Genomic DNA, 24361 nt, shown 5'->3' on the forward strand with positions numbered 1-24361 from the left:
GGACGCCCATGACGGAATGGACCGAGCACGTATCCGAGCAGCAGGGCAGCGCACAGCTGACGGCCTGGCTCGTGCAACTCGTGCACAACCGCGAATACGGGCAGCTCGCCGACCTCCGCCGCACCCGGCCCACCGACACCCACATCCGTGCCGGATGGTTCGCGTCGCCGGAGCACCGCGAAACCTTCGAAAAGGTCGCCTTCCTCTTCGGGATCTACCACCAGGGCCGCTCCATCCCCTCCTACGGCTCGGGCAGTCTCGGGGCCGCGGCGCGGCGGATCGGGGACGGGGTCGGGCGTGGGCCCGATAACCCGGGGGCGCAGCGGCTGCTGGCGCGGGTGGTGGCGAGTCGACGGATCCCCTGGCGGCACCTTCAGCACACGGTGACCCGGCTGCGTTCCTGTGAGCAGGCACCGCCCTCCTGGACGCGGCTCACCGATGACCTGACCAGGTGGTACGAGCGTCGGGCGCGGGTCGCCTACGGGTGGTCGGTGGACTTCCACGAGCCGCAGACGCGGCGACGGAGCGGGCCCGGTGCCTGGAGCGGGACGAGCAAGTAGACGTGGACGACGCGGAAGGACGCGAGTACGTGACCGAGGATCCCCGAAGCCGCCAGTTTCTCTCTCTGCATCTGTTGGAGACGCTGGTCGCCGTGCTGCCCGTGCGGGACGAGAACGGGTCGCCGAAGAGCTTCGTCTACGGCGGTGTGGAGCGGCACATGATCAGCAGCCAGGCGCGGCGGCGGGCCGAGCGGGTGCATGCCCGTAACCGTGCCAATGCCGGGGTCGGGGCGCTGGAGGGACGGAGTACCGGGCTCCGTACCCGGGAGTGGGCGCTGATCGCCGCCAGGGCGCTGGAGAGCGAGCATGGTTGGGAGCGGGACGAGGCCATCGCCACCGCCCGTGCGGTCATCGAGGCGACCGGGCTGAAGTTCGGCGATCCGGCCAAGAAGACGGTCGCCAATCTGACGAAGGTGCTGCTCTTCGCGCCCGCCGACACCGGTGCCCGGATCGCCGCCCATGTGCAGGCGTACGCCGACGAGGTACGGGAGTGGCGGGACAATTACCTGCGCGCCCAGGCCGAGTTGGCGAAGAAGGCGTCCCGTAAGGGCAAGCGGAAGGCGGATGCGGAACCGGAAGAGGAGGCTTCGGCGGCCGCGGAGTCGTCCGAGTCATCGCTTCCCGCCCTGCCCAAGAAGCACCGCGACGCTGTTCTCCTCGCCATCGCGCCGCGCGACGCCATCGACATCGCCCTCTACGGCCGCTTCCTCGCCGAAATCGCCGACTCTCCGAACGTGGACGGCGCGGTCCAGAGCGGGCACGCGTTCACCGTCCACGAGGCCGAGCAGATGGATGACTTCTACGCGGCCGCAGATGACGCCAAGCTCGAACGTAAGCGGAACGCACTGGACTTCCTCGACTCCGCCGATGACGCCGGCGCCGGAATGACCGGCTACCAGTCGCTGATCTCCGGCACCTTCTACCGCCATGCCGTCCTCGACCGCGTCCAGTTGCGGAACAACCTTCGGGCCGCCGGGATGACGGAAGAGGAAGCGGAGGAGGCGGCCGTCGCCGCGGAGAAGGAGTTCGTCAACGCGTTCGTGGAGGCGTTCCCGGAGGCGAAGAAGAATTCCACGGCGTCGACGGGCTCGCTGCCCGCCCTCGTCCTTGCCTTCGAGGGCGACCGGCCCTACAACTACGCCGCCGCCTTCCAGTTCCCCATCGACGAGAGCCCCGGCGGCGAGGGCCCGGCCGGGCCTGCGGCCGTCCGGCGCCTCCTCGACCATCACACCTTCGTCAGCGACCGCCGCCCGGACCTGGAATCGGCCCGCTTCCTCACGTACGACCCGCGGATCGACGCCGTACTGAAGACGGCGGGCGTGGCGTCCGTGACGTCGATCGGGGAGCTGACGCGGTGAGTCACGTCCTGCTCATCCGGCTCGCGGCGCCGTTGCAGTCGTGGGGCGTGGCCAGCCGGTTCTGGCGGCGCGACACGCACACCCGGCCCACGAAGTCGGGTGTCATAGGGATGTGCGCCGCCGCGCTCGGCCTGCCGCGCGAGGCGGGGCCGGGCGAGCCGGACCCGCTGTCCGGCCTCGCCCCGCTGCTCTTCGGCGTACGCGCCGACCACCCGGGCAAACCGGTCCGCGACTACCACACGGTCGGCGCCGGGCGGTATCCGCTGCGGCCCCGTGACCTCGTCACCGACCACCGGCGCGCGGCCGCCGCGGCGCCCACGACGGACGCGGACGGCGGCGACTCCTTCGGACACCACGAGGTCGAGGACTGGTACGGCGCGCCCAAGCGCATCGCCGCCGACCCGCGCTCCGGGGTGCTCGTCTCGGGCGAGGTGCGCCGGAACGCGATGATCACCGAGCGCTGGTACCTCGCCGACGCCGCGTTCCTGGTGGGCCTGGAGGGCCCGGACCGTACGTGGCTGGAGCGGATCGGCCATGCGCTGGAGCACCCCGAGCGGCTGCTCTGGCTGGGCCGGAAGTCCTGCCCGCCGTCCGGGCAGATCACGCTGGACGTCGTGCCCGGCACCCTCGCGGAGGTCTTCGCGTCGGTGGCGCTGCTGCCGTCGCCCACCGAGGCGCCCTCGCGGGTACGGGACGACCGGCCGTGGGCCTGGATCGAGAGCCGGACCCCGCTGCCGGGCGCCGCGCCGGTCGCCGACCAGCCGGTGCACTTCCACGCCGACGGCGCACGCCACGCCCCGCGCTGGGAGACCCGCACCCGCGTCGACATCCACCCGCTCGCCCGCGATTGGAACATCATCCCGTGAACGCGTCCCGCCCCGCGGCGGCCCGCTTCGTCGCCACCCAGACCCTGCTGACGCTCGACGCCAAACACCCGTACGCCGCCAAGTCGTTGATCGACGCGCAGGACATGCACCGTACGGTCATGAGCGGCTTCCCCGGCTGGGTCGACGACGGCAGCCGCGACCCCCGCGCCCAGATGGGCATCCTCTCCACCTGGACGCTGAACCTCCGCGAGGCGCGGCTCGCCCTCGTCGTGCAGTCCCAGGTCCCCGGCGACTGGAGCCGCATCCCGCGGCAGGCGCTGGCCGCGGAACCGGAGACGCTGACGCTGGACCGGACGTTCAGCGTCGGGGAGACGGTCGGCTTCCGCACCGTCGTCAACCCCGTCTACAGCAAGCCGCCGCCCCCGGGCGCCCCGCCGAAGACCCGCGGCGTACGGGTCGCCCACACCCGGCCCGACCACGTGAAGACCTGGTTCACCCGCCGCCTCCAACCGCCCGGCGAACCGCCCGTCGCCCCCGACGGCCTCACCCGCCTCGGCGCCCACACCGACCCGGACACCCTCGGCATCCGCATGCTCCCCCGCATCTCCAGCCCCGCCCCCCACAAGGGCCTCCGCCTCACCCGCGCCGAAATCCGCGGCAAGCTGACGGTGACGGATCCGGAGACGTTCGTGGGCGTTCTGACCAGGGGGGTTGGGCATGGGCGGGCTTATGGGTGTGGGTTGGTGGTGGTGCGGTAGGGGGCAGGCTGGGGCGCCGCCCCGTCGCCGCTGTCCCCGCGCTTGCGGGGCCTCCTGGATACTGTGAACGAATACGGCACGCACGGACCATCCCCGCAGTCGCGGGGCTCACGCGCTCGATACGGAAACCACGGGCCTCGACATGGGACCACCCCCGCACCCGCGGGGCTCACGCATTCTTGCCGGTCACGGTGAGAGTCAGCGTGGGACCATCCCCGCACCCGCGGGGCTCACCCTTCCCGACCTGCGGTTCTACCCACCCCGCCTGCCCGGCGACCCCGACATTACGCGCACCCCTGCCCCCGTCCCCCTACTTCCCATACCCCTCCAAAAACGCCCCGATCCGCGTAACCGCCTCCGTCAAATCATCCTTATTGGGCAGCGTGACGAGGCGGAAATGATCCGGCGTCGGGTGATTGAACCCCGTCCCATGCACAATCATGATCTTCTCCGCGCGGAGGAGGTCCAGGACCAACTCCCGGTCGTCGGTGATCTTGTAGACCTTGGGGTCCAGGCGGGGGAAGGCGTACAACGCGCCCTTCGGCTTGACGCAGGTGACGCCGGGGATCTGGGTCAGCAGGTCGTACGCCGTGTCGCGTTGTTCGAGGAGGCGGCCGCCGGGGAGGACGAGGTCGGTGATGGATTGGCGGCCGCCGAGGGCGGTGGCTACGGCGTGTTGGGCGGGCATGTTGGCGCAGAGGCGCATGTTGGCGAGGATCGTGAGGCCCTCGATGTAGGAGGTGGCGTGGGCCTTGGGGCCGCAGACCGCCATCCAGCCGCTGCGGTAGCCGGCGACCCGGTACGCCTTCGAGAGGCCGTTGAAGGTGAGGGTCAGCAGGTCGGGGGCGAGGGCGGCGAAGGGGGTGTGGGTGACGCCGTCGTAGAGGATCTTGTCGTAGATCTCGTCGGCGCAGACGATGAGATTGTGGCGGCGGGCCAGCTCGGCGATGCCCTCCAGGAGGGTGTTGTCGTAGACCGCGCCGGTCGGGTTGTTCGGGTTGATCACGACGATCGCCTTGGTGCGGTCGGTGATCTTGGACTCGATGTCGGCGAGGTCCGGCATCCAGTCGGCCTGCTCGTCGCAGCGGTAGTGGACCGCGGTGCCGCCGGAGAGGGAGACGGACGCCGTCCACAGCGGGTAGTCCGGTGCGGGGACGAGGACCTCGTCGCCGTTGTCGAGGAGCGCCTGCATGGACATCTGGATCAGCTCGGAGACGCCGTTGCCGAGGTAGATGTCGTCGACGGAGACCTCGACGCCCTTGGTCTGGTAGTGCTGCATGACCGCGCGGCGGGCGGAGAGCAGGCCCTTGGCGTCGCCGTAGCCGTGGGCGGTGCCGACGGAGCGGAGGATGTCCTCCAGGATCTCCGGTGGGCACTCGAAGCCGAACGCCGCCGGATTGCCGGTGTTGAGCTTGAGGATGCGGTGGCCTGCCGCTTCCAGCCGCATCGCCTCCTCCAGCACCGGGCCACGGATTTCGTAGCAGACGTTGGCGAGCTTCGTTGACTGGATGACCTGCATGTCCGCCACTTTACGGCCGCTCCGGGGCCCCGGCGCGGTGTTTTTGCCCACGTTGGGCCGGTGGGGGAGCGGCCGGGTGGAGCGGCTGCGGGGCGTGGCGGCGCGGCGGTACGCTCCGGGCGTTCGTCGGCGGGGCGCGTCCGGCCAGGGGCCCGTTCCGCCGGACCGGGGCGAGAACGCGGGGGGGGGCCGGATGGCGGCGGGGCGGGTCGGTGGGAGTGGCGGGGACGGCGGCGGTGCGGGGAGTACACCGTTCTCGTTGTTGAGTGATGAGCCGGTGACCGAGGCGGGCGGGGATCTGCTCGGGGCGCAGGCGGCGGCGCGGCGGCTGGCGGGGCTGCTGGTCGCCTCGCGGCCCGCGACGCCGTTCACCCTCGCGGTGGACGCCGGCTGGGGGATGGGCAAGAGCAGCCTGATGCGGCTGGTCGACGCGGAGCTGACCGCGCAGCCCGACGTGCACACCGTCTGGTACAACGCCTGGACCTCGACCGGTGCGGACGCGCTGGAGGGGCTGATCAAGTCGGTCCTGATGCGGTTCGACCGGCGGGTGCTGCGGCGCGGGCTGCGGCGCGTCAGTGAGCAGCGGGCGCTGTTGCGGATGGCCCGCGCCGTGACGACGGTCGCCGCGGGGCCGCTGGGCGTCGCCGGTCTGGTGGACGCGTTGTGGAAGAGCCTGTCCGTCAATTCGCAGGCCAGGAACGAGATGCGGACCGCCATCGGCGAGTTGGTGGGGGAGTGGGCGCAGCACTCCGGCGGGTTGCGGCGGATGCTGGTCGTCTTCATCGACGATCTGGACCGCTGCTCCGAGGAGACCGTGCTGGCGGTCTGCGAGGCGGTGAAGGTCTATCTGGACGTGCCCGGGCTCGCCTTCGTCGTCGGCTGCGACCGCTCCGCGATGGGCCCGAACGGGCTGCTGCGCGATCTGTCGCCCGCCGGGTCGGCGTTCATGGAGAAGATCTTCCAGACGAGCTACCGCATACCGGCGCCGGACGGCCGCGGCGTCGAGGAGTACATCCGCTGGTGCGCCCGGACCGCGGGCGTCGCGCCGCTGGTGGACGATGCGCTGGTGGAGCTGCTGGCGCAGCGCAGCGCGCGCAATCCGCGACGCATCAAACGCCTGGTCAACGGCTTCGTCCTGGAGGCGACGCTGAACCCGGTCTGGCGCGACTTCGGCCCGGACGCGGTGCTGCGCACGCTGCTGCTCCAGTACTTCTATCCGGACTTCTACCGGATGATGACCGGCCCGTCGGGGACGGTGGACGGTGATGTGGTCGCGGAGTTCCGTACGTACCGGACGGTGCGGCGGACGCTGATGGCGCCGCGCGGGTCGGTAGCCGAGGCGGAGGCGACGGAGGCGGCGCGGTTCGTCGCCCGGTACGACCTGGTGTTGCCGGAGGGGCCGGACGCGCCCGGCCCGGACGTGCTGGCCGCGCTGGAGCGGCAACTCCCCAGGGAATTCCCGGACTTGGTGCTCAATGCCGGGTTCACCTCGCTGATCGACGAGCTGGTCGAGCTGGACGATGCGGCGCGGCTGCTGCTGCGGCTCCGCGAGGGGCCGGTGCTCTCCGGGGACGGCCCCTCCCGGATGTCTGCCGCGTGGGAGCCGCTGCGGCAGGCCCTGGGCGGGATGCGCGACGGGCTCGACGCGGACGGGTCGCCGCTCGCCTGGGCGATGGCGCCTCCGTCGGGTGGAAGCCGGCCGGGCGCCGCCCCGGAGCGGGACGCTCCGCCGGAGCCGCCGGGGCGGGACGCCGATTCCCGCCGGATCGGTTCCGTCAGCGGGGTGATGGCGATGGGGGACTCCAACGCGGTGAGCGGCTCCGGGACCGAGCCCGGGGGCTTCGGATGGTTGGGGCGACGGCCGGAGGAGTCCAGGCTCAGCAACCTGCGCGCCCAGTACGGGAACTCCCTGCCGGTGCGGCTCGATGTGCTCTGGGTGGACGATCAGCCCGAGCGCAAGGGCGAGGTGGCGGAGATGCTGCTGAACATGGGGGCGCGGGTGCGGCATGTGGGGTCGAGCCGGGAGGCGGTCGACGCGCTGCGGACGCGCCGGCCCGATCTGCTGATCTCGGACATCAGCCGTGGCCGTGACCACAAATCCGGGTTCGCGATGGTCGAGAGCCTCCGGGGGCGGCAGCGGTACGACGGCCCGGTGATCTTCTACACGATCCGGCAGAGCCCCGAACGCGAGGACCGCGCCGCGTCGTTGGGCGCGCGCATCACCAATCAGCTGGAGGAGCTGCGGGAGATGGTGCGGGAGGTCGCGGAGGAGCGGGCCGAGGCGCCCGATCCCGGGGCGCGGGCGCGGCGGTCGGAGCCCCTTCCGGCGCAGCGGTCGGGCAGCGCCTCTGCCCCGGAGCTGGCCGTCCTGTGGTTGGACGAGACCCCCGAGACGCTGTCGTCGCTGGTCGCGCGGGTGCAGGGGCCGGGCGTGGATGTGTGGGTCGCGGCCACCGAGGCGGAGGCGCTGGCCCGGGTCGCCGCCCACCGGGTGGACCTGTTCCTCTCCGACTGCTCCCGGGGCGGCGATCCGGACGCGGGCTTCGCCTTCGTCCGCCGCCTGCGGGACGAGGAGCGGTACGCCGGACCGGTCGGCTTCCTGAGCGGGCGGGTCACCCCCGAGATCGAGCGCCGGGCCACCGAGATCGGGGCGCTCGGCGTGACCGACCGGCTCTGGGTGCTGCTCGACTGGATCGAGGAGGCGCTGGCGGCGAGCCGGGGGTGACGGTCACGCGGAGTGAGGCGGGCGGCCCCGCGCATCGAGGTGTGCGGGGCGCGCGGTTCAGCGGCGCCCGCCCCCGCCGGACGACCACTTGTTGAGCCGCCGGACCTCCTCGGTCAGCTCTTCCCGCCGGGTCCGCTCGGGCCGGGCGGGCGGCTCCTTCGGGGCGCGTTCCCCGTCCCGCGGCTTGCTCATCGCGTGCTGTCCGAACCGGAAACGGCCTGGTGGAGGACGGCGGAGAGGCGGCGGGCGGTGGCGGCGTTGCAGTTGCCGAGGGAGATCAGCGGGGCGCTGTAACTCCCGGCGAACGACGGCAGATCGATCCCGAGCGACGGCAGCGTGATGCCGTGCGCGGCGAGTGCGGCGCGCAGCTCCTCGGTGCAGTCGTCGATGTCGTCGTGGTGGGGGGAGTGGTGGGCGTGCGGCATGACGTCGGCTTCCTGTGCGGTCTGTGAGGAACTGCTCACAGCGTGCCGCGGATCGGCGTAGCGTGGAAGGCACTTCCCTTTCGGTGCGGAATCTGTGGAGCGGTGAACTATGCCTGCGAGCAAAGATATTGACGGTTCGGAGAGTGTGCTCGCTTTCTATGGCGCGGAGCTGCGCTATAAGCGGGAACAGGCGGGCCTGACCCTCAAGGAAGTGGTCGAGGACTGCTACTTCTCGGTGAGTTATCTGAGTGAGATCGAGCGCGGATACCGGCGGATGCCGAGGAAATTGGCCCCGCATGTGGACCGTGTGCTCGGCACGGACGGATTCTTCACGCGGCGATGCGATGACGTCCGAAGGTCACGCCGAGGCGGCCATGCCCATTACTTCGAGCGGGTGCTGGAGACGGAGAAGAAGGCTACGGCTATGGAGGAGTGGTATCCCGGCCTCGTGCCAGGGTTGCTGCAAACAGCCTCGTATGCGCGGGCCGTGGTGTTGGGGGCGAATCCGCTTTCCACCGAAGAGGAAGTGGAGGAGAGGGTCTCCGCACGGTTGGAGAGGGCGCAGCTCTTCGAAGAAGATCACAAGGTTCCGTCGTTCTGGATGATTCTGCACGAGTCCGTGCTGGATCATCCCCTGCTTCCGCTGGGCGAGATGGCCGAACAGTTGAACCACATCGCGGAGTTGGGTCGGCGTCGCCGGATCGTTCCACAGATCCTTCCGTGTAACAGCGGGCCGCACCCGCTGATGACGGGCTCGGTCAAGACAATGCGGTTCCGGGATGAGCCGCCTTTGATCTACATCGAGTCCGCGTACAGCGGTGACACCATTGATGATCCGGAGATCGTGGACCAGTACCTCAAGGCATACGATCTGGTGAGGGCCGCCGCGCTGCCACCGGCAGTGTCCCTGTCGATGCTTCAGGAAGCGGCAGAGGATTTCCGAAACGGCAAGCAACGGAATTGATTTGCCCGATGCTGTGTGGTGCACGAGCAGCTACGCGAACGGCGACGGCGGCGACTGCGTAGAGATCGCCGACGACCTCCCCGGCATCATCCCCGTCCGCGACACCAAGGACCGGAGCCGCGCCACCCTGATCTTCGGGTCCGGTGCCTGGGACCGCTTCGTCACGGCGGTCAAGGGCGAGGCGCTGCGCGCCTGATCGCCCGTCCGGCCAGGACCTCCGTGCGGTGGCCGTTCTCGATGACGAACTGGCCGTTGATGAGGACGTGCGGGATGCCGGTGGGCAGGGTGCGCGGCGCGTCGAAGGTGGAGCCGGCGGCGACCGTTTCCGGGTCGAAGAGGACGAGGTCGGCGCGGTAGCCCTCGCGGATCAGGCCCCGGTCCGGCAGGCGGAGCCGGGCGGCGGGGCGCGAGGTGAGGTGGGCGACGCACTCCTCCAGGGAGAGAACGCCCAGCTCACGGACGTAGCGGCCCAGGTACTGGGGGAACGTCCCGTAGGCGCGGGGGTGCGGTTTGGCGCCCTGGAGGATGCCGTCGGAGCCGCCGGTGTGGACGCGGTGGCGCATGATGCGGCGGACGTTCTCCTCGTGGCCGACGTGCTGGAGGATCGTCGGGCCGAGGCGGTCCTCGATCAGCAGGCGGCGGGCGACGGTCCACGGCTCCTCGCCGCGTTCGGCGGCGCTGCGCGCAACGGTCTTGCCGACGTACGGGGCGAGCGCCGGGTCCGTCGCCCCGGAGATCTCGATGGTGTCCCACTCGATGGGGACGCCGTGGCAGCCGTCGGCGCCCTCGACCTCCATGGTGTGGCGGATGCGGGCGGCGCTCTCGTCGTCCCGCAGGCGGGCGAGGATCGCGTCCGGCCCGCCCTCGCTCGCCCAACTCGGCAGCATCGCGACGAGCGTGGTGCAGCCGGGGGTGTACGGGTACGTGTCGAGGGAGATGTCGGCGCCGCCGTCGAGCGCCGCGTCCAACAGGGCGAGCAGCTCGGGGGCGCGGTCCTTGTTGACGCCGAAGTTCATGGTGGCGTGGGCGAGATGGAGGGCGCAGCCCGCCTCGCGGGTGAGGGCGACCATCTCCTCGTACGCCTGGAGCGCACCGGCACCGTACGAGCGGTGGTGCGGGCAGTAGTAGCCGTCGTATTCCGCCACGACGCGGCAGAGTTCGGTCAGTTCGGCGTCGGAGGCGTACATGCCGGGCGTGTAGGTGAGGCCGGAGGAGAGGCCGACGGCGCCCTGCTGAAGGCCCTCGGCGACGAGCTGCTTCATCCGGGTCAGCTCGTCGGCGGTGGCGGGGCGGTCTTCCCAGCCCAGGGCGAGCATCCGGACGGTGCCCTGCGGGATGAGGTAGGCGGCGTTGACGGCGATACCGGCGCCGTCGAAACCGTGGTCGAGGCGGTCGAGGTAGCCGCCGACGGAGCGCCAGGTGAAGTCGATGTCGCTGCCGTCGCCGTTCCACCCGGTGATCTGCGAACGGACCTCCGCGAGGGTGCGGTCGTCCACCGGCGCGTACGACAGGCCGTCCTGGCCGAGGACTTCGAGGGTGACGCCCTGCGCCGCCTTCGCCTCGTGCGCCGGGTCGCGGAGGAGTGCGAGGTCGCTGTGGGCGTGCATGTCGATGAAGCCGGGGGCGAGGGCTAGGCCATCGCCGGGGACCGTGTGGCGGGCGGACGGGCGCGGGCCGCCGTCGCCCTCGCGGTGCAGGGCGGCGATCCGGCCGTCGGCCAGGGCGACATCGGCGCGGTAGGACGGGCCCCCCGACCCGTCGATGACGCGTACGTCGCGGAACACGGTGTCCATGGAGCTGCCTTTCGGTACTTCGGCCTGGTGGTCGAGCGAGTGGTCGAGTGAGCGGCCGGTGTCCGGGGCGGTGCGCCCTTCGGGTGGGGGGAGGTCGCTGGGTGGTGGCGGATGGGGGCGGCCTGGGGGCGTTTCGTTCAGGGAGGGTTCCTGAAGAAAGCGTTGCGCTGCCCGGGGGCTGGTGCAGGGCTTCGTTCAGGAAGGGTCCCTGATGGAAGCGGCCGCCCGGGCCCTGGTGCGGCGTTTCGTTCAGGGAGGGTTCCTGATGGAAGCGCTGCGTTGCCCGGGCCCTGGATCGGCGTTTCGTTCAGGAAGGGTTCCTGAACGAAACGCCGCCCGGCCCTTGGCGCTGCCGTCCTAGAAGAACGTCCGGATGAAGTCCACGACCGTGCCGTCGGACTCGACCAGCGGGATCAGCTGCCACTTGTCGAACGAGGTGCAGGGGTGGGAGAGGCCCAGGCCGACCCAGTCGCCGATCTCCAGGGCGTCGGCGGACTCGGTGGCCAGCCAGGTGTGCTGGTCGGAGAGGCCGGTGACGGTGACGCCGGCGGCGGGGCGTTCGGCGCCGTCCCGGGCGGAGCGGATGACCTGGGCCTGCGGGAGGTCCAGGTCGTAGGCGGCGTCCCGCTTCCCGGCGTTGGCGAACGCCTGGTGCGGGGTGGGGCGGGAGACGACCTGCGCCCAGAGGCGGAACGCGGGCTGGAGGGCGCCCTCCTCGGGGACGCGGTTGAACGGGGTGAGATGGCGGTAGTGGCCGTCGTCGTGCGAGACGTACGCGCCCGAGCGGAGCAGCTTCAGGGCCGGCGCGGACAGCGCGGGGATCTCGGCGAAGACCTCGGCGACCGCGTCGAACCAGGCGCTGCCGCCCGCGCTGATCACGATCTCGTCCACCCCGGCGAAACGGCCCTCGGCGTCGAAGGCGGCGGTGAGCGCCACCAGGCGGCGCAGCCAGGCGGTGACCCTGGTGTGGTCGGCGTCGGGCACCTCGCCCTCGTAACCGGCGACGCCCACCAGGCGCAGGGTGGCGGTCGCGGCGACGGCGTCGGCCACCGCGCGGCAGTCGGCGTCGGTGCGGGCGCCGGTGCGGGCACCCTCGCCGGCGCCCAGCTCCACGACGACGTCGACGGGGCGGCGGGCCCCGGCCTCGCGCAGCGCGGCGTCCATCAGCTCGACGCCGCGCACGGAGTCGACGTAGCAGATGAAGCCGAAGCCCGGGTCGGCGTCCAGTTCGGCGGCGAGCCAGCGGAGGGCGGCGGGGTCGACGAGTTCGTTGGCGAGGAAGATCCGGGCGATGCCGTAGGCGCGGTAGACGCGGGCCTGGTGGGGGACGGCGGCGGTGATGCCCCAGGCGCCGTGCGCCAGTTGGCGGGCGAAGAGCTGCGGGGCCATGGAGGTCTTGCCGTGCGGGGCGAAGGCCAGGCCGTGCCGCTCCGAGTACGTCTCCATCAGCGCGAGGTTGTGCTCCACGGACTCGGCGGAGAGCGCGAGGACCGGGGTGGTGAAGCCGCCGTCGAAGAGGTTGCGGCGTTCGGCGGCCAGCTCGCCGACGGTGCGGCCCTCGGCGTCCGGGGGGAGCGCCTTGAAGCGGTGGTCGACGGGTTCGTCCGCGAGGGCCCGGGCCGCCGCCGTCGCGGGGGCGTGCGGGTCCGTGGCGGGCCGGTCGTCGGTGAGCCGGTCGTCGGCCATGGGGCCTCCTCAGAGCTGGGCGCCGGGCGCGGGCTGCGCCGCGGCGTGCCGGTCGATGCTGGGCGAAGTATGCGCCGGGCGGCAAGGACGGGCCGGGGCGGGGCGACCTCTCCACGTGCGTTGCATTATCTGCAACACCCATTGCGTATATCGCTTAATGCTGTCTAACATCCGAGCCAGCACCGGGTCAATGACGGGTGTCGGCGGTCGTCGGGGCCGCCGCGCACGGCGTGTCCCGGGCCGGAACATCCGGTGGTCCCGCGGTCGTCGGCCGCACCGCCGCCGGAGGCCCGGCACCCGCCGCCCGCACGCGCCGCGACCGCCGCCCGGCCCTCGTCTTCCGAGCCGCCGCCCGGTACGTCTCCGCCACGACGCGCGCCGGACGGACGGCCTCGGCGCCCGGTCCGGCCGGGTCCACGGGCGCGGCTTCCCCCACACGGCACAGCTAAGGAGCACCACCCTCGTGACCAGGCTCTCGAACGTCAGCGGCACCGCAGGCCAGGACGGCGGCGCCGCCGGGCTCCCGGCGGGCGGCGCCGACGTCGTCTGCCTCGGCGAGTCCATGGTCACCTTCCTGCCGTCCCGCCCCGGGCGCCTCGCCGACGTGCCGTCCTTCGACCGCGCCATCGGCGGCGCCGAGTCCAACGTCGCCTGCGTGCTGGCCGCCGCCGGACACCGCGTCCGCTGGGTCTCCCGGGTCGGCACCGACGGCTTCGGCGACCACCTCGTCGCCGCCATCGCCGCCCACGGCGTCGACACCGGCCACGTCGCCCGCGACCCGCACCGCCCGACCGGCATCTACTTCCGTACGGCGGGGGAGCGGGCCACCGGCGCGGACGGTGCGGAGCCCGGCACCGCCGAGGTCGTCTACTACCGCGCCGGATCCGCCGCCTCCGCCATGACCCCCGGATCGCCGGGGCCCGCCGCCCTCACCGGCGCCCGGGTGCTGCACCTCACCGGCATCACCGCGGCGCTCTCCGACAGCTGCCTCGCCATGCTGCGCACCCTCACCCGCCGCACCCCGGACCGCCCGCTCGTCTCCTTCGACGTCAACTACCGCGTCGGCCTGTGGCAGGGCCGCCCGCAGGGCCCCGAGACCCTGCTCGACCTGGCCCGCGGCGCCGACGTCGTGTTCGTCGGGGAGGACGAGGCCGCGGCCGCCTGGGATCTGCACGGGCCCGAGGCGATCCGCGCGGCGCTGCCCGAACCTGCCGTCCTCGTCGTCAAGCAGGGGGCGGAGGGCGTCACGGTGCTCCACCGGGAGGGCGCGGACGGCGCGCGCCCCGAGGGCGCCGCGCCCGCCGGTGCCGGGGCCGACACGCCCGCCGCCGACACCCGTACCTACGTCCCCGCCCTCACCGTCGACGTCGTCGCCTCCGTCGGTGCGGGGGACGCCTTCGCCGCCGGTTTTCTCTCCGGGACCCTGCGCGGGCTGCCGATGGCCGACCGGATCCGGCACGGGCACCTCATGGCCGCCGCCGCGCTGACCGTCCCCGGCGACCTCGCCGGACCGCCGCCACGCGCCCTCGCCGACCGCCTCGCCGCCCTTCCCGCCGGCGACTGGGGGAGACTGCGTCTCGGCCCCGGCTGGACGACGGGGCTGCACGACACACGGGTGGAGGTCCCCCAGACATGAGCCAGACAGTAGACCGCGCACTGAGCATCCTTCCGCTGCTCGCCGAGGGCCCGGCCAACCTCGAACAGGTCGCCGTCCGCCTCGGCGTGCACAAGTCGACCGCGCTGCGGCTGCTGCGCACCCTGCACGAGCACGGCATCGTCTACCGCCAGCCCGACCAGCGCTACCGCCTCGGCGCCCGGCTCTTCGCCCTCGCCCAGCAGGCGGTCGAGAACCTCGACGTCCGCGACATCGCCCACCCCCACCTCGTCGCCCTCAACGAGAGTTGCGGACACACCGTCCACCTCGCCGTCTACGAGGAGAACGAGGTCCTCTACATCGACAAGGTCGAGAGCCGCTACCCGGTGCGGATGTACTCGCGGATCGGCAAGCCCGTCGCGATCACCGTCGCCGCGGTCGCCAAGCTGCTCCTCGCGGACCTGTCCGACCCCGAGCGCCGCAGCATCGCGGAGAAGCTCGACTACCCCCTCTACACGTCCCGTTCGACACCGAACGCCGCGGCCTTCCTGGCCGAACTGGCCAAGGTCCGCGAACAGGGCTGGGCCACCGACCTCGGCGGCCACGAGGAGTCCATCAACTGCATCGGTGCCCCGATCCGCGGCGCCGACGGCCGGGTGGTCGCCGCGATGTCGGTCTCCGCGCCGAACGTCGTCGTCACCGCCGAGGAACTCCTCACCCTCCTCCCGCTGGTGCGCCGCACCGCCGACGCCATCAGCCGGGAGTACTCCGGAACAGCAATCCCCCGGCCCTGAGCCGGACCCGCACAGGAAGCCTGAACACCATGACCGAGAAGATCGCGCTCACCCCGGCCACCCACACCACCCCGCCGGCGAAGTTCTCCCACGGCGTCAAGAAGGGCAACATCCTCCAGGTCGCCGGCCAGGTCGGCTTCCTCCCCGCCGAGGAGGGCAAGGCCCCCACCCCGGCCGGCCCCACCCTGCGTGAGCAGACCCTCCAGACCTTCGCCAACGTCAAGGCGATCCTCGAAGAGGGCGGCGCGAGCTGGGACGACGTCATGATGATGCGCGTCTACCTCACCGATGTGGACCACTTCGCCGAGATGAACGAGATCTACAACGCCTACTTCGAGGAGCAGGGCCTGACCGCCCCGCCCGCCGCCCGGACGACCGTCTACGTCGGTCTGCCCAAGGGCCTGCTCATCGAGATCGACGCCCTCGCCGTCCTGAGCTGAACCGACGGCCCGGGCCGCACCCGGCCACCGTCCACCGCCGCACCGGCCGTCCGTACGGCACCCACCGCAGGGGCCGCCGTACGGGCCCGCGCCGGGGAACCCCTCGCAGGGCCCCGGCCGCACAACCCCCACGAGCAACTGCCTTGCTCTTAAAGCATCTTCACCCGCACCATCCGCCGCACGGCACGGCGCCCCGCACCTCCGGGGCGCCGTGCCGCGGTCCGCCCTGCCCCGAGACGCATTCCAGGGGAGCCACCCGGACCTCCGGGCCCCGCTGACAACGGAGTCACACGATGTTCCTCGCCGCCGCCACCGCCCCCGCGCCGCCGCCACCGCCGCACACCGGCGGGCTGCTCGCCCTGATACCGGGCACCCCGGGCCTGCTGACCGTCGCGGTCCTCGGCATCGCCCTGCTGCTCCTGCTGATCATCAAGTTCCGGCTCCAGCCGTTCGTCGCGCTGCTCACCGTCTCCATCGCGGTCGGCCTGGGCGCCGGACTCTCCGTCACCGAACTCTTCGGCACGGTCCAGAAGTCCGACGTGAAGTCCATGATCGAAAGCGGGATGGGCGGCACCCTCGGCCATATCGCGATCATCATCGGTCTGGGCACCATGCTCGGCTCGATCCTGGAGGTCTCCGGCGGCGGTGAAGTGCTCAGCACCCGCCTGCTCAACCTCTTCGGCGAGAAGCGCGCCCCGCTCGCCATGGGCCTGACCGGCCTCCTCTTCGGCATCCCGGTCTTCTTCGACATCGGCATCTTCGTCCTCGCCCCGATCGTCTACGCGGCGGCCAAGCGCGGCGGCAAGTCGATGCTCCTCTACTGCCTGCCGCTGCTCGGCTCGCTGTCGATGACCCACGCCTTCCTGCCGCCGCACCCCGGGCCGGTCGCCGCCGCGAGCCTCTTCCACGTGGACCTCGGCTGGGTCATCCTGATGGGCCTGGTCTGCGGCATCCCCGCCGTCCTCGCCACCTGGGCGTGGGCCGCCTGGATCGGCAAGCGGATCTTCGTCGAACTGCCGCAGGACATGGCCGAGGCGGCCGACGAGGCGAAGGCCGCGGTCCTGGCCGAACAGCGCGCCGCCGGGGTCACCCCGCAGGAGAAGCCGGTGTCCCTGGGCGCCGTCCTCACCATCATCGCGATACCGCTGGTGCTGATCCTGCTGTCGACGTTCTCCTCCATCGCGCTGGACCCCAGCACCTTCCGCTCGGTCGTCGAGTTCTTCGGCAACCCGTTCGTCGCGCTGACCCTCGCGCTGCTCGCCGCGTACTACCTGCTCGGCATCCGCCGCGGCTGGTCGCGCAAGTCGCTGGAGCGGGTCTCCACCGCCTCCCTCAAGCCGATCGGCAACATCCTGCTGGTGGTCGGCGCCGGCGGCGTCTTCGGCGCGGTCCTCCAAGGCAGCGGCGTCGCCACCGCGCTCTCCGACACCTTCCACGGCGTCGGTCTGCCGGTCATCGTGCTGGCCTGGCTGCTCTCGCTGGTGCTGCGCGTCGCCCAGGGCTCGGCGACCGTCGCCATCGTCACCACCGCCGGGATCGTCCTGCCGCTCGTCCAGGGCCAGGGCATGTCGCAGCCGCACCTGGCGCTGATCATCATGGCGATCTCGGCCGGTTCGATCTTCGCCTCGCACGTCAACGACGGCGGCTTCTGGATGGTCGCGAAGTACTTCGGCATCTCCGAGCGCGACACCCTGAAGTCCTGGACGGTCCTGGAATCCGTCCTCTCGGTCGCGGGCTTCGCGGTGGCGGCGCTGGTGAGCCTGGTGGTCTAGCGGGCCGGACGGCGGCCGGGGCGCCAACCGCCCCGGCCGCCCGGCCCGTCAGCCGCCCAGCGCCCGCACCCGCTCCATCACCGGCACGAACGCCTCCGTGTGCGGTTGCTGCACGGAGTAGTACGTGAAACCGAACCGCTCGCGGTTGCGCAGCACCTGATCCGCCATCTCCTCGACGGTGCCGACCAGCAGGAACGGCGTCTCCAGCAGATCCTCGGCGCTCACCCCGGGGCCGTACGTGTCCACCAGCGCGGCGGCGGCCGCCCGCCGGTCGGTGGTCTCGACCACCGCCTGGACCAGGACGTGCCACTCCAGCGCCGCCGCCCGCGCCCCGGCCCGCTCCCGTACGAAACGGACCCGGTCCGCGGCCTCCGCCGCCGTCCCGATCCGCAGCGTCCCCGGCTCGGCGCCCGGCACCTGATGGATGCCCGCGACGGAGACCGTGCCCGCCCGGCGGGCCGCGAGGCCGAGCACCCCTTCGCCGCTGCCGCCGATGATCAGCGGAGGCCCGTACCCGCCGAAGTCCCGCCGCTGCACCGGGCGCAGCACCGGCAGCCCCGCCTCGTGCAGCGCCGCCTGCTGCGGGAAGCCGTCGGTGGCGGCGAACGCCGCGTCCAGGTGGTCGAGGACCGCGGTCAGCTGCCGCAGCCGCTCGGGCAGCGGGCGCCACGCGATGTCCGCCGCGTCGAACTCCCACTTCATGTGCCCGGCGCCGAGCCCGACATCGAGGCGCCCGCCGGTGAGGACGTCGGTGGTGGCGATCTCCCGGGCGAGCAGCGCCGGGTTCCACAGCGGCGCGTTGAGGACGAGGGTCCCCACGCGCAGCCGCTCGGTGGCCGCCGCCACGGCCACCAGCAGCGGGAACGGCGCCGCCGCCCCGAGGTGGTCGGCGGCGAAGAGGGTGTCGTACCCCCACGCCTCGATCCGGCGGCAGGTCGCGGCGAGGTCGGCGGGCCCGGACGGTGCGAACAGATTGGCCGAGAAACGGAAAGCGGTCATGACGGCACGGTGCCCGCGGCGGCCCGGCGCCCACCGCCGTTTCGCGAGGGGCGGACGGGCCCGAGGGAGCTTCGCGGGATGGCGCCGCCCGCCCGGGACGGAACGGGACGACCCCGGCGGTCCGGGCGGCGCAAGGTGGCACGGTGCGCCAACTTCCCCTCGATTCGGGCCGATTCATTGCCCTGGGGCCCGGGTCCGCCAACAATGCGCACGACAAACCGAAGGGCTGTTCGCCCTGCGGTACGCAGCGTGAGAGGACCCCACAATGAACCGACCTCTCGTCGGCACCCTCGCCACCGTCGTGCTGGGCGCCGCCGCCCTGGTGGGCACCGCCGGAACGGCCGGTGCCGCCCCGAAGTCCGGCACGGATACCCCCAACACGTTCCGTGCGACCGCGCCCATATCCGCCCCGGCGAAGCACGGCGTCCACACCCAGGCGGTCGACTTCGCCGGCACGGTGGCGCTGAGCAACTGCTCCGGCTCGATCGTCAAGATGCCGACCTCCAAGGACACCGACCCGGCGCTCGTCATGACGAACGGTCACTGCCTGGAGTCCGGGATGCCGGGCGCGGGCGAGGTCATCACCGACCAGCCCTCCACCCGCAGCTTCACCGTCCTGGACGCCAAGGCCGGCAGCCTCGGCACCGTCAAGGCGACCAAGGTCGTCTACGCGACGATGACCGACACCGACGTCACCCTCTACGAAACCGGCTCCACCTACGCCGACATCCAGCAGAAGTACGGCATCAAGCCGCTGGAGCTGGACACCGCGCACCCCACCGACGGCCACAAGATCACCGTGGTGTCGGGCTACTGGAAGCAGACCTACTCCTGCGCCATCGACGGCTTCGTCCCCCAGCTCAAGGAGGGCGACTGGACCTGGAAGGACTCGGTCCGCTACACCACCGACTGCAAGACCATCGGCGGCACCTCCGGCTCCCCGGTGATCGACGACGAGACCGGCAAGGTCACCGCGATCAACAACACCGTCAACGAGGACGGTGAGAAGTGCACGCTCAACAACCCCTGCGAGGTGGACGAGAGCGGCGCGGTCACCGTGCACAAGGGCACCCCGTACGGCCAGGAGACCTACGGCATCCCGAAGTGCTTCACCGCCGGGAACAAGCTCGACCTGAACGCCTCCGGCTGTGAGCTGCCCAAGCCGTCCGGCGTCCGCCACTGACCCCGCACATACGAAGAGACCGGGCCCCGCGCGCACGCTACGCGGGGCCCGGCCCGTATGGGGGATGGCAGGGCCCGTCACCTCCGGGCCCGCACCGGGTGACTACGGCAGTTCGTGTACGTGCTTGCCGACCTGGGAGGCGAAGGCGTTGCCGTTCGCCGCGTCCCAGTTGGTCGACCAGGCCATCGCACCGCGCAGCCCCGGATACGTCTTCGACGGCTTGAACGTGCCGCAGCCGCTGCCCTTCGTCAGACAGTCCAGCGCGGCGTTGACCACCGACGGCGCGGTGTAGCCGCCGCCCGCCGCGCTGGAGGACGCCGGGACGCCGAGGCCGACCTGGGAGGGGGCGAGACCGTTCTCCAGCTGGATGCAGGCGAGCCCGGTCAGGAAGTCCACGGTGCCCTGGGAGTAGACCTTGCCGTCACAGCCCAGCATCGACCCGCTGTTGTAGTACTGCATGTTCACGACGGTCAGGAAGTCCTTGATCCCCAGCGCCGTCTTGAAGTACTCGTTCTGCGGCGACTGCATGTCGATGGTCTGCGGCGCCATCGTCACCACCACATCGGGGTGCTCAGCGTGCACCGCCTTCAGCGCCTGCGTCATGTAGGTGGAGTTCAGGCCGTTCTCCAGGTCGATGTCGACGCCGTTGAAGCCGTACTCGTCCATCAGCTTGTTCAGCGACGCGGCGAAGGCGTCCGCGGAGGCCGAGTCGCTGACCGAGACGGACCCCTTCTCGCCGCCGACGGAGAGGATCACGGACTTCCCCGCCGACTGCTTCGCCTTGATGTCGGCCTTGAAATCGTCCGCGGAGCCGTAGCCGACCGCCGGGTCCAGGTTGAAGGTGATCTCACCCGGCTTGCCCGTCGCGTCGGCGAAGGCGACCGCGATGATGTCGTACGCGTTGTCGACGTCCTTCAGCTTCTGGACGGTGGCGCCGTTGTTGAAGTTCTGCCAGTAGCCGGTCACCGCGTGCTTGGCGACGGCGGACGCGCCCGCGGCCGGAACGGATTGCCGGTGGCTTACCGGCGCCGCCTGGGCGGTGCCCGCGGAGAGCGCACCGCCCGTCAACAACGCCGCCACGGCGACCACGGCCGGCAGCGCCTTCCTCGTCGTACCCGAACGTGTCTTCCTGCTTCGTGCGCCAACCACGACTGCCTCCGGCTGTGGGGGAGTTGGGGGTGTGCGGTGCGCGCGCAGGGGCCCCTGCGCTGCCGTACAACGTGGTCCAGACCAATACCCCTGTCAAGGTTTCCGACACCACCCGTTGCCCCTTGCGGGTGGCGGGCGTGACGATGGCCAGGAGGTGAAGTGGCCTTACCCCAGGGGCCGCAGACGCGGGTTCGGTCGCCCGGAACGTGTTCTCCCGGACGTATCTCGCGGATAAAGTGCTGGACGTACGGCGCCGAGTGCGCAAGCAGTGCAGACGCAGGCAGTGCAGACAGCGGCCCCGGGAAAACGGAGGCCGGAGGGAGTGGGGAGGGAGCGGCGTGCCGACCGCGATTGCCGTCACCGGCTCCGATCTCGCGCTGCCCGCCGCCGACCGCACCACCCCCGCGGCCGTCGTGCTCCCCGCCCCGCACCTCCAGCCGCTCGACGAGGCGTTGACACAGACCGCCGCGGTCCTCGAACACCACGGCCACCTCGTCGTCCTCTACTCCGACGCCTGCCCGGCGGACCACGTACGGCGGCTGCACACCCTCCGCGGACTGCTGGAGAGCGACCGCATCGCCCTGGTCAAGGTGGACCTGCCGCCGCTGGGCCTCGCCGTCCTCGCCCGTCAGCTGCGGGAACTCTCCCGCTCGGCGCTCAGCCCCGGCGTCCTCGCCTGTGCCGCCCGGCTGCTGGCGCACTACATCCACGCCGGGGCGCTGCTCGCCACCGTCGGCGGACTGGACCGCGTCGCGGTCGACCTCCGCGCCCATATGACGTCCTGGCTGCCCGGCGTGCAGTACGCGGTCCTCGCCGCGCCCGCACCGCACCTGGTCAGGGTGGAGCGCCACAGCGCCGACGCCGCCCTGCCCGCCCCCTCGTACGCCACGGAGCTGGTGCTCGCCCGGGGCCACTTCAGCGGCGACTGGGTCGGCTCCGTCCTCGCCCCCGCCTGGCAGGTGCGCGGCACCCACGAGGTGCCGCTGCCCGCCGAGTCCGCCCGGTGGTGGGGCACCCGCAAGCTCGTCGAGTTCGCCGCCGCCATCCCCGACCCGGCGCTGCTGCACCGCCTGGTCTCCTCGGTACGCCGCGAGGAGTGCGCCTGGTGCGGCCTCGAACTCCTCGGCGACCGCTGTGCGTTCTGCGGTACGCCGTGCCGTGGCGCGGAACACGTCGCCGCAGGTGGACGCGCGGTGACCGGTGGGGCCGTGGGGGCGCGGTGTGCGCCTGCCGCGCTGCCCCCGGGCGGCGGGGAGGCGCCCGCCGGTGGACCGCCCGCACCCGCCGGAGCGCCCGCGCCGCTGCCGGGTACGGCGCCCGGCCCGCTGCCCGCGGGGCCCCCGCCCGCCGCCCCGCCGCCCGCCTCCGCACCGCCCGGTGCCGTGCCGCCCGGGGAGGCGCCGCCCGCGGCCCGGCCGTTCGGCGCGCCGGGGATGCCGGGCGCCACCGGAACGCCGTGCGCGCCGGGGTTCCCCGCGGCCCCCGCCCCGCTGCCCCCGGACGCGCCGCCCACCGGGCCGCCGTACCCGGGCGCGCACCCGGGCGGCGCGCCGCTGCCGGGGCCGCTCCCCGGCGGCCCGTTCGCCGGCCGGCCGCCCACCGGGCCGCCGCCCGTGGCCCCGCCGCCGGCCGGGCCCCCGTACGCCCTCGGACTCTCCCCGGTGGCGCCGCCCGGCGTGCCCGGGGGCGTTCCCCGTCCGCAGCAGCCCCGTCCCGCCCCGATCGAGGTCCCCCACCCATGAACGCACGTCAGCGCCGCGGCCTGATCCTGCTCCTGCTGTCGGTCCTCTGCGCGGCCGGCGCCTTCGCCGGGGTGCTCTCCGTGATCCGCAACGTCGAGTCGAAGGTCGGCCCGGAGCGGACCGCGTACCGGCTGAAGTCCGATGTGGCGGCCTACACCCCGCTGGACCCGGGGCAGTTCGAGAAGGTCACGATGCCCGAGCGCTGGCTGCCGCCGACCGCCGTCACCCACCTCGACGCCCTCAGCGGGAAAATAGCGGTCACCCCCCTCCACAAGGGCTCGCTGCTCCAGAACGACATGATCGTCGCCCGGCCCGCGCTCCAGCCCGGCCGCCAGGAGATCGCCATCATGATCGACGCGGCCACCGGCGTCGCCGGGAAGATCACCCCGGGTGCCCGGGTCAACATCTACGCCACCTTCGAGGGCAAGCGCCCTGAGGACAAGCCGGTCTCCAAGGTCATCGTGGCCGGTGCCCAGGTCATCGACGTCGGCAAGCTCACCCCGCTCGCCGCCCAGGACCCCGGCGACGCCACCGGCGCCCGCCGCGAGGGCGAGGCCGTCCCGATCACCTTCTCGCTCGACACGAAGGACGCCCAACGCGTCGCCTACGCCGAGTCCTTCGCCTCCCACGTACGCCTCGCCCTGCTCGCCCCCGGATCCGACCGCGCCATCCCGCCGGGCGAGCGCACCTACACCCTGGACGGCGACAAGTGACCCGGAGGCACCGGTGACCATCCGCATCCTGCCGGCCGTCGGCGACCCCGACGCCGCCCGCGCCCTGACCACCCTGCTCGCCGGAGTGCCCGACGCGGCCGTGGCGCCACCGGTCGCCGACTCCGCCGCGCTCCTGGACGCACTGGCCGGAGCCGCACCGCCGGACGCCGCCGGGCCCGCCGCCGTCGAGGCGCTGCCCGAGGTCGTCCTCGTCCACGAACGCATCGGACCGCTGCCCGCCCTCGACCTGATCCGCGAGGTGGCGCTCCGCTTCCCCGCGGTCGGTGTCGTCCTGCTCACCGCGGACGCCGGGCCCGCGCTCTACTCCGCCGCCATGGACGCGGGCGCCCGCGGCGTCGCCGGGCTGCCGCTCGGCCACGACGAACTCACCGCCCGCGTCCGGGCCGCCGCCCAGTGGGCCGCGGGCGTCCGCGTCCACCTCGGCGGCGGGCGGGAGGCCCCGCCGGGACCGGCCGGGACGCTGCTCACCGTCACCGGCGCCAAGGGCGGCACCGGCACCACCGTCACCGCCGTCCAACTCGCCCTCGCCGCCCGCCAGTCCGGCCGCCGGGTCGCCCTCGTCGACCTCGACCTCCAGTCCGGCGACATCGCCTCCTACCTGGACGTCCAGTTCCGCCGTTCGGTCGTCGACCTCGCCGGGATCGCCGACCTCTCCGCCCGCGTGCTGGCCGACGCCATACACGACCACCCCACCGGCCTCGCGCTGCTGCTCGCCCCGGAGGAGGGCGAGCGCGGCGAGGAGGTCGACGACCACGCCGCCCGGCAGATCGTCACCGCGCTGCGCGCCCGCTACGACGTCGTCATCGCCGACTGCGGCTCCCAGATGCAGTCCGCCAACGCCGCCGCCGTGGAACTGGCCGACACCGCCCTGCTGGTGACCACCCCGGACGTCGTCGCCGTACGCGCCGCCAAACGCCAGGTCCGGCTCTGGGACCGGCTGCGGATCCGCAAGGCCGAATCCACCCTCACCGTCGTCAACCGCCTCACCCGGCACACCGAGATCCAGCCCCCGCTGATCGCCAAGGCCACCGGCACCACCGTCGCCGCCACCACCGTCCCCGCGGCCTTCAAGGAGCTTCAGCCCTGCGTCGACTCCGGGCGGATGCAGGACCTGGACGCCCGCTCCACGGTCCGCGCGGCCCTGTGGGCGCTCGCCGGGGAGCTGGGCCTGGTGGCGTCGTCGGGCGTCCCCCGGCTCAAGTCCGGCCACCGCACCCTCCCCTCCCTGACCGGCCGCCGCCGCAAGGCCCTCACGGCGGGCCCCGTCCCGCCCCAGACTGCCCCGGGACCGGCCGCCCCGCAGACCCCGGCGGGCCCCGCCCCGTACGAGGAGGGCTGA

Annotated in this window: 22 protein-coding genes; 15 read left to right on the forward strand and 7 right to left on the reverse strand. The window is 72.5% G+C overall.

Translation table 11 applies throughout. The annotated features are described in order from the left end of the window. Positions 1-8 precede the first annotated feature (8 nt). The 4 genes from casB to ACZ4U4_RS07240 are packed head-to-tail and all read left to right on the forward strand — an operon-like array spanning position 9 to position 3503. The gene (gene casB / locus ACZ4U4_RS07225) at positions 9-560 is read left to right on the forward strand and encodes a type I-E CRISPR-associated protein Cse2/CasB (protein WP_467869885.1); all 552 of its coding nucleotides are present in this window, start codon (positions 9-11) and stop codon (positions 558-560) included. Between the two features lie 29 nt (positions 561-589). Next, the gene (locus tag ACZ4U4_RS07230; RefSeq protein ID WP_467869887.1) at positions 590-1918 is read left to right on the forward strand and encodes a type I-E CRISPR-associated protein Cas7/Cse4/CasC; all 1329 of its coding nucleotides are present in this window, start codon (positions 590-592) and stop codon (positions 1916-1918) included. Then, a complete protein-coding gene (gene cas5e, locus ACZ4U4_RS07235; protein ID WP_467869889.1) occupies positions 1915-2784 on the forward strand; it encodes a type I-E CRISPR-associated protein Cas5/CasD in 870 nt (289 codons plus the stop codon). Before ACZ4U4_RS07230 ends, cas5e begins: the two co-directional genes overlap by 4 nt. Further along, positions 2781-3503, forward strand: coding sequence for a type I-E CRISPR-associated protein Cas6/Cse3/CasE (locus tag ACZ4U4_RS07240; RefSeq protein WP_467869891.1), 723 nt, complete (start codon positions 2781-2783; stop codon positions 3501-3503). The genes cas5e and ACZ4U4_RS07240 overlap by 4 nt, the downstream gene beginning before the upstream one ends. 310 nt (positions 3504-3813) lie before the next feature. On the opposite strand, the gene ACZ4U4_RS07245 is transcribed toward ACZ4U4_RS07240, so the two are convergent. Beyond that, a complete protein-coding gene (locus ACZ4U4_RS07245; RefSeq protein ID WP_467869893.1) occupies positions 3814-5022 on the reverse strand; it encodes a pyridoxal phosphate-dependent aminotransferase in 1209 nt (402 codons plus the stop codon). A 262-nt stretch (positions 5023-5284) separates the two neighbouring features. On the opposite strand from ACZ4U4_RS07245, the gene ACZ4U4_RS07250 reads away from it, so the two are divergent. Further along, positions 5285-7747 (forward strand): P-loop NTPase fold protein, encoded by a 2463-nt coding sequence (locus ACZ4U4_RS07250; protein WP_467869895.1) that lies wholly within the window; start codon positions 5285-5287, stop codon positions 7745-7747. A 57-nt stretch (positions 7748-7804) separates the two neighbouring features. On the opposite strand, the gene ACZ4U4_RS07255 is transcribed toward ACZ4U4_RS07250, so the two are convergent. Further along, positions 7805-7939, reverse strand: a complete 135-nt coding sequence (locus ACZ4U4_RS07255; protein ID WP_467869897.1) for a hypothetical protein — start codon at positions 7937-7939, stop codon at positions 7805-7807. Further along, positions 7936-8172, reverse strand: a complete 237-nt coding sequence (locus ACZ4U4_RS07260; RefSeq protein ID WP_467870892.1) for a hypothetical protein — start codon at positions 8170-8172, stop codon at positions 7936-7938. The genes ACZ4U4_RS07255 and ACZ4U4_RS07260 overlap by 4 nt, the downstream gene beginning before the upstream one ends. A gap of 109 nt (positions 8173-8281) precedes the next feature. Here ACZ4U4_RS07260 and ACZ4U4_RS07265 point away from each other — a divergent pair, with 109 nt between their 5' ends. Together ACZ4U4_RS07265 and ACZ4U4_RS07270 are read left to right on the forward strand one after the other, a co-directional pair. Further along, positions 8282-9136 carry a helix-turn-helix domain-containing protein gene (locus tag ACZ4U4_RS07265; protein ID WP_467869899.1) on the forward strand — a complete coding sequence of 285 codons (855 nt, stop codon included), beginning with the start codon at positions 8282-8284 and terminating at the stop codon, positions 9134-9136. Between the two features lies 1 nt (position 9137). After that, complete coding sequence (locus tag ACZ4U4_RS07270; protein ID WP_467869901.1) at positions 9138-9332, forward strand: DUF397 domain-containing protein; 195 nt, start codon at positions 9138-9140, stop codon at positions 9330-9332. Here the strand turns inward: ACZ4U4_RS07270 and ACZ4U4_RS07275 are convergent. Next, positions 9307-10929 (reverse strand): N-acyl-D-amino-acid deacylase family protein, encoded by a 1623-nt coding sequence (locus tag ACZ4U4_RS07275; protein WP_467869903.1) that lies wholly within the window; start codon positions 10927-10929, stop codon positions 9307-9309. The two genes, ACZ4U4_RS07270 and ACZ4U4_RS07275, sit on opposite strands and share 26 nt — an antisense overlap. 357 nt (positions 10930-11286) lie before the next feature. Continuing rightward, positions 11287-12615, reverse strand: coding sequence for an alanine racemase (locus ACZ4U4_RS07280; RefSeq protein ID WP_467869905.1), 1329 nt, complete (start codon positions 12613-12615; stop codon positions 11287-11289). Between the two features lie 562 nt (positions 12616-13177). Between ACZ4U4_RS07280 and ACZ4U4_RS07285 the strand changes: the two genes are divergently transcribed. The 4 genes from ACZ4U4_RS07285 to ACZ4U4_RS07300 all read left to right on the forward strand — a co-directional run bounded on the left by ACZ4U4_RS07285 (position 13178) and on the right by ACZ4U4_RS07300 (position 17215). Next, positions 13178-14251 (forward strand): sugar kinase, encoded by a 1074-nt coding sequence (locus tag ACZ4U4_RS07285; RefSeq protein ID WP_467870895.1) that lies wholly within the window; start codon positions 13178-13180, stop codon positions 14249-14251. Continuing rightward, positions 14248-15003 carry an IclR family transcriptional regulator gene (locus ACZ4U4_RS07290; protein WP_467869907.1) on the forward strand — a complete coding sequence of 252 codons (756 nt, stop codon included), beginning with the start codon at positions 14248-14250 and terminating at the stop codon, positions 15001-15003. The genes ACZ4U4_RS07285 and ACZ4U4_RS07290 overlap by 4 nt, the downstream gene beginning before the upstream one ends. Positions 15004-15032: 29 nt before the next feature. Continuing rightward, positions 15033-15443, forward strand: coding sequence for a RidA family protein (locus ACZ4U4_RS07295; protein ID WP_467869909.1), 411 nt, complete (start codon positions 15033-15035; stop codon positions 15441-15443). 293 nt (positions 15444-15736) lie between these two features. Continuing rightward, on the forward strand, positions 15737-17215 hold the full coding sequence (locus ACZ4U4_RS07300) for a GntP family permease (protein WP_467869911.1): 1479 nt from the start codon (positions 15737-15739) through the stop codon (positions 17213-17215). Between the two features lie 48 nt (positions 17216-17263). Here the strand turns inward: ACZ4U4_RS07300 and ACZ4U4_RS07305 are convergent, their stop codons facing one another. Further along, entirely contained in the window at positions 17264-18214 is a 951-nt protein-coding gene (locus ACZ4U4_RS07305) for a TIGR03621 family F420-dependent LLM class oxidoreductase (RefSeq protein ID WP_467869913.1), read from the reverse strand. 265 nt (positions 18215-18479) lie between these two features. Here ACZ4U4_RS07305 and ACZ4U4_RS07310 point away from each other — a divergent pair, with 265 nt between their 5' ends. Next, the gene (locus ACZ4U4_RS07310; protein ID WP_467869915.1) at positions 18480-19397 is read left to right on the forward strand and encodes a S1 family peptidase; all 918 of its coding nucleotides are present in this window, start codon (positions 18480-18482) and stop codon (positions 19395-19397) included. Between the two features lie 102 nt (positions 19398-19499). Here the strand turns inward: ACZ4U4_RS07310 and ACZ4U4_RS07315 are convergent, their stop codons facing one another. After that, positions 19500-20495, reverse strand: a complete 996-nt coding sequence (locus ACZ4U4_RS07315) for a chitinase (protein WP_467870896.1) — start codon at positions 20493-20495, stop codon at positions 19500-19502. Between the two features lie 389 nt (positions 20496-20884). Here ACZ4U4_RS07315 and ACZ4U4_RS07320 point away from each other — a divergent pair, with 389 nt between their 5' ends. The 3 genes from ACZ4U4_RS07320 to ACZ4U4_RS07330 are packed head-to-tail and all read left to right on the forward strand — an operon-like array spanning position 20885 to position 24361. Then, positions 20885-22288, forward strand: coding sequence for a hypothetical protein (locus tag ACZ4U4_RS07320; RefSeq protein WP_467869917.1), 1404 nt, complete (start codon positions 20885-20887; stop codon positions 22286-22288). After that, positions 22285-23001: a Flp pilus assembly protein CpaB gene (gene cpaB / locus ACZ4U4_RS07325; protein ID WP_467869919.1), complete on the forward strand. Its 717-nt coding sequence runs from the start codon at positions 22285-22287 to the stop codon at positions 22999-23001. The genes ACZ4U4_RS07320 and cpaB overlap by 4 nt, the downstream gene beginning before the upstream one ends. A gap of 13 nt (positions 23002-23014) precedes the next feature. Further along, on the forward strand, positions 23015-24361 hold the full coding sequence (locus ACZ4U4_RS07330) for an AAA family ATPase (RefSeq protein WP_467869921.1): 1347 nt from the start codon (positions 23015-23017) through the stop codon (positions 24359-24361).

This window comes from Streptomyces sp. NPDC029159, assembly GCF_055564055.1.

Bases quoted from the DNA above. Each gene is read 5' to 3' on its own strand.
- casB (WP_467869885.1), top strand. From the start codon at position 9: ATGACGGAATGGACCGAGCACGTATCCGAGCAGCAGGGCAGCGCACAG.
- ACZ4U4_RS07245 (WP_467869893.1), bottom strand. From the start codon at position 5,022: ATGCAGGTCATCCAGTCAACGAAGCTCGCCAACGTCTGCTACGAAATC.
- ACZ4U4_RS07255 (WP_467869897.1), bottom strand. From the start codon at position 7,939: ATGAGCAAGCCGCGGGACGGGGAACGCGCCCCGAAGGAGCCGCCCGCC.
- ACZ4U4_RS07260 (WP_467870892.1), bottom strand. From the start codon at position 8,172: ATGCCGCACGCCCACCACTCCCCCCACCACGACGACATCGACGACTGC.
- ACZ4U4_RS07265 (WP_467869899.1), top strand. From the start codon at position 8,282: ATGCCTGCGAGCAAAGATATTGACGGTTCGGAGAGTGTGCTCGCTTTC.
- ACZ4U4_RS07275 (WP_467869903.1), bottom strand. From the start codon at position 10,929: ATGGACACCGTGTTCCGCGACGTACGCGTCATCGACGGGTCGGGGGGC.
- ACZ4U4_RS07280 (WP_467869905.1), bottom strand. From the start codon at position 12,615: ATGGCCGACGACCGGCTCACCGACGACCGGCCCGCCACGGACCCGCAC.
- ACZ4U4_RS07285 (WP_467870895.1), top strand. From the start codon at position 13,178: ATGGTCACCTTCCTGCCGTCCCGCCCCGGGCGCCTCGCCGACGTGCCG.
- ACZ4U4_RS07290 (WP_467869907.1), top strand. From the start codon at position 14,248: ATGAGCCAGACAGTAGACCGCGCACTGAGCATCCTTCCGCTGCTCGCC.
- ACZ4U4_RS07295 (WP_467869909.1), top strand. From the start codon at position 15,033: ATGACCGAGAAGATCGCGCTCACCCCGGCCACCCACACCACCCCGCCG.
- ACZ4U4_RS07300 (WP_467869911.1), top strand. From the start codon at position 15,737: ATGTTCCTCGCCGCCGCCACCGCCCCCGCGCCGCCGCCACCGCCGCAC.
- ACZ4U4_RS07305 (WP_467869913.1), bottom strand. From the start codon at position 18,214: ATGACCGCTTTCCGTTTCTCGGCCAATCTGTTCGCACCGTCCGGGCCC.
- ACZ4U4_RS07310 (WP_467869915.1), top strand. From the start codon at position 18,480: ATGAACCGACCTCTCGTCGGCACCCTCGCCACCGTCGTGCTGGGCGCC.
- cpaB (WP_467869919.1), top strand. From the start codon at position 22,285: ATGAACGCACGTCAGCGCCGCGGCCTGATCCTGCTCCTGCTGTCGGTC.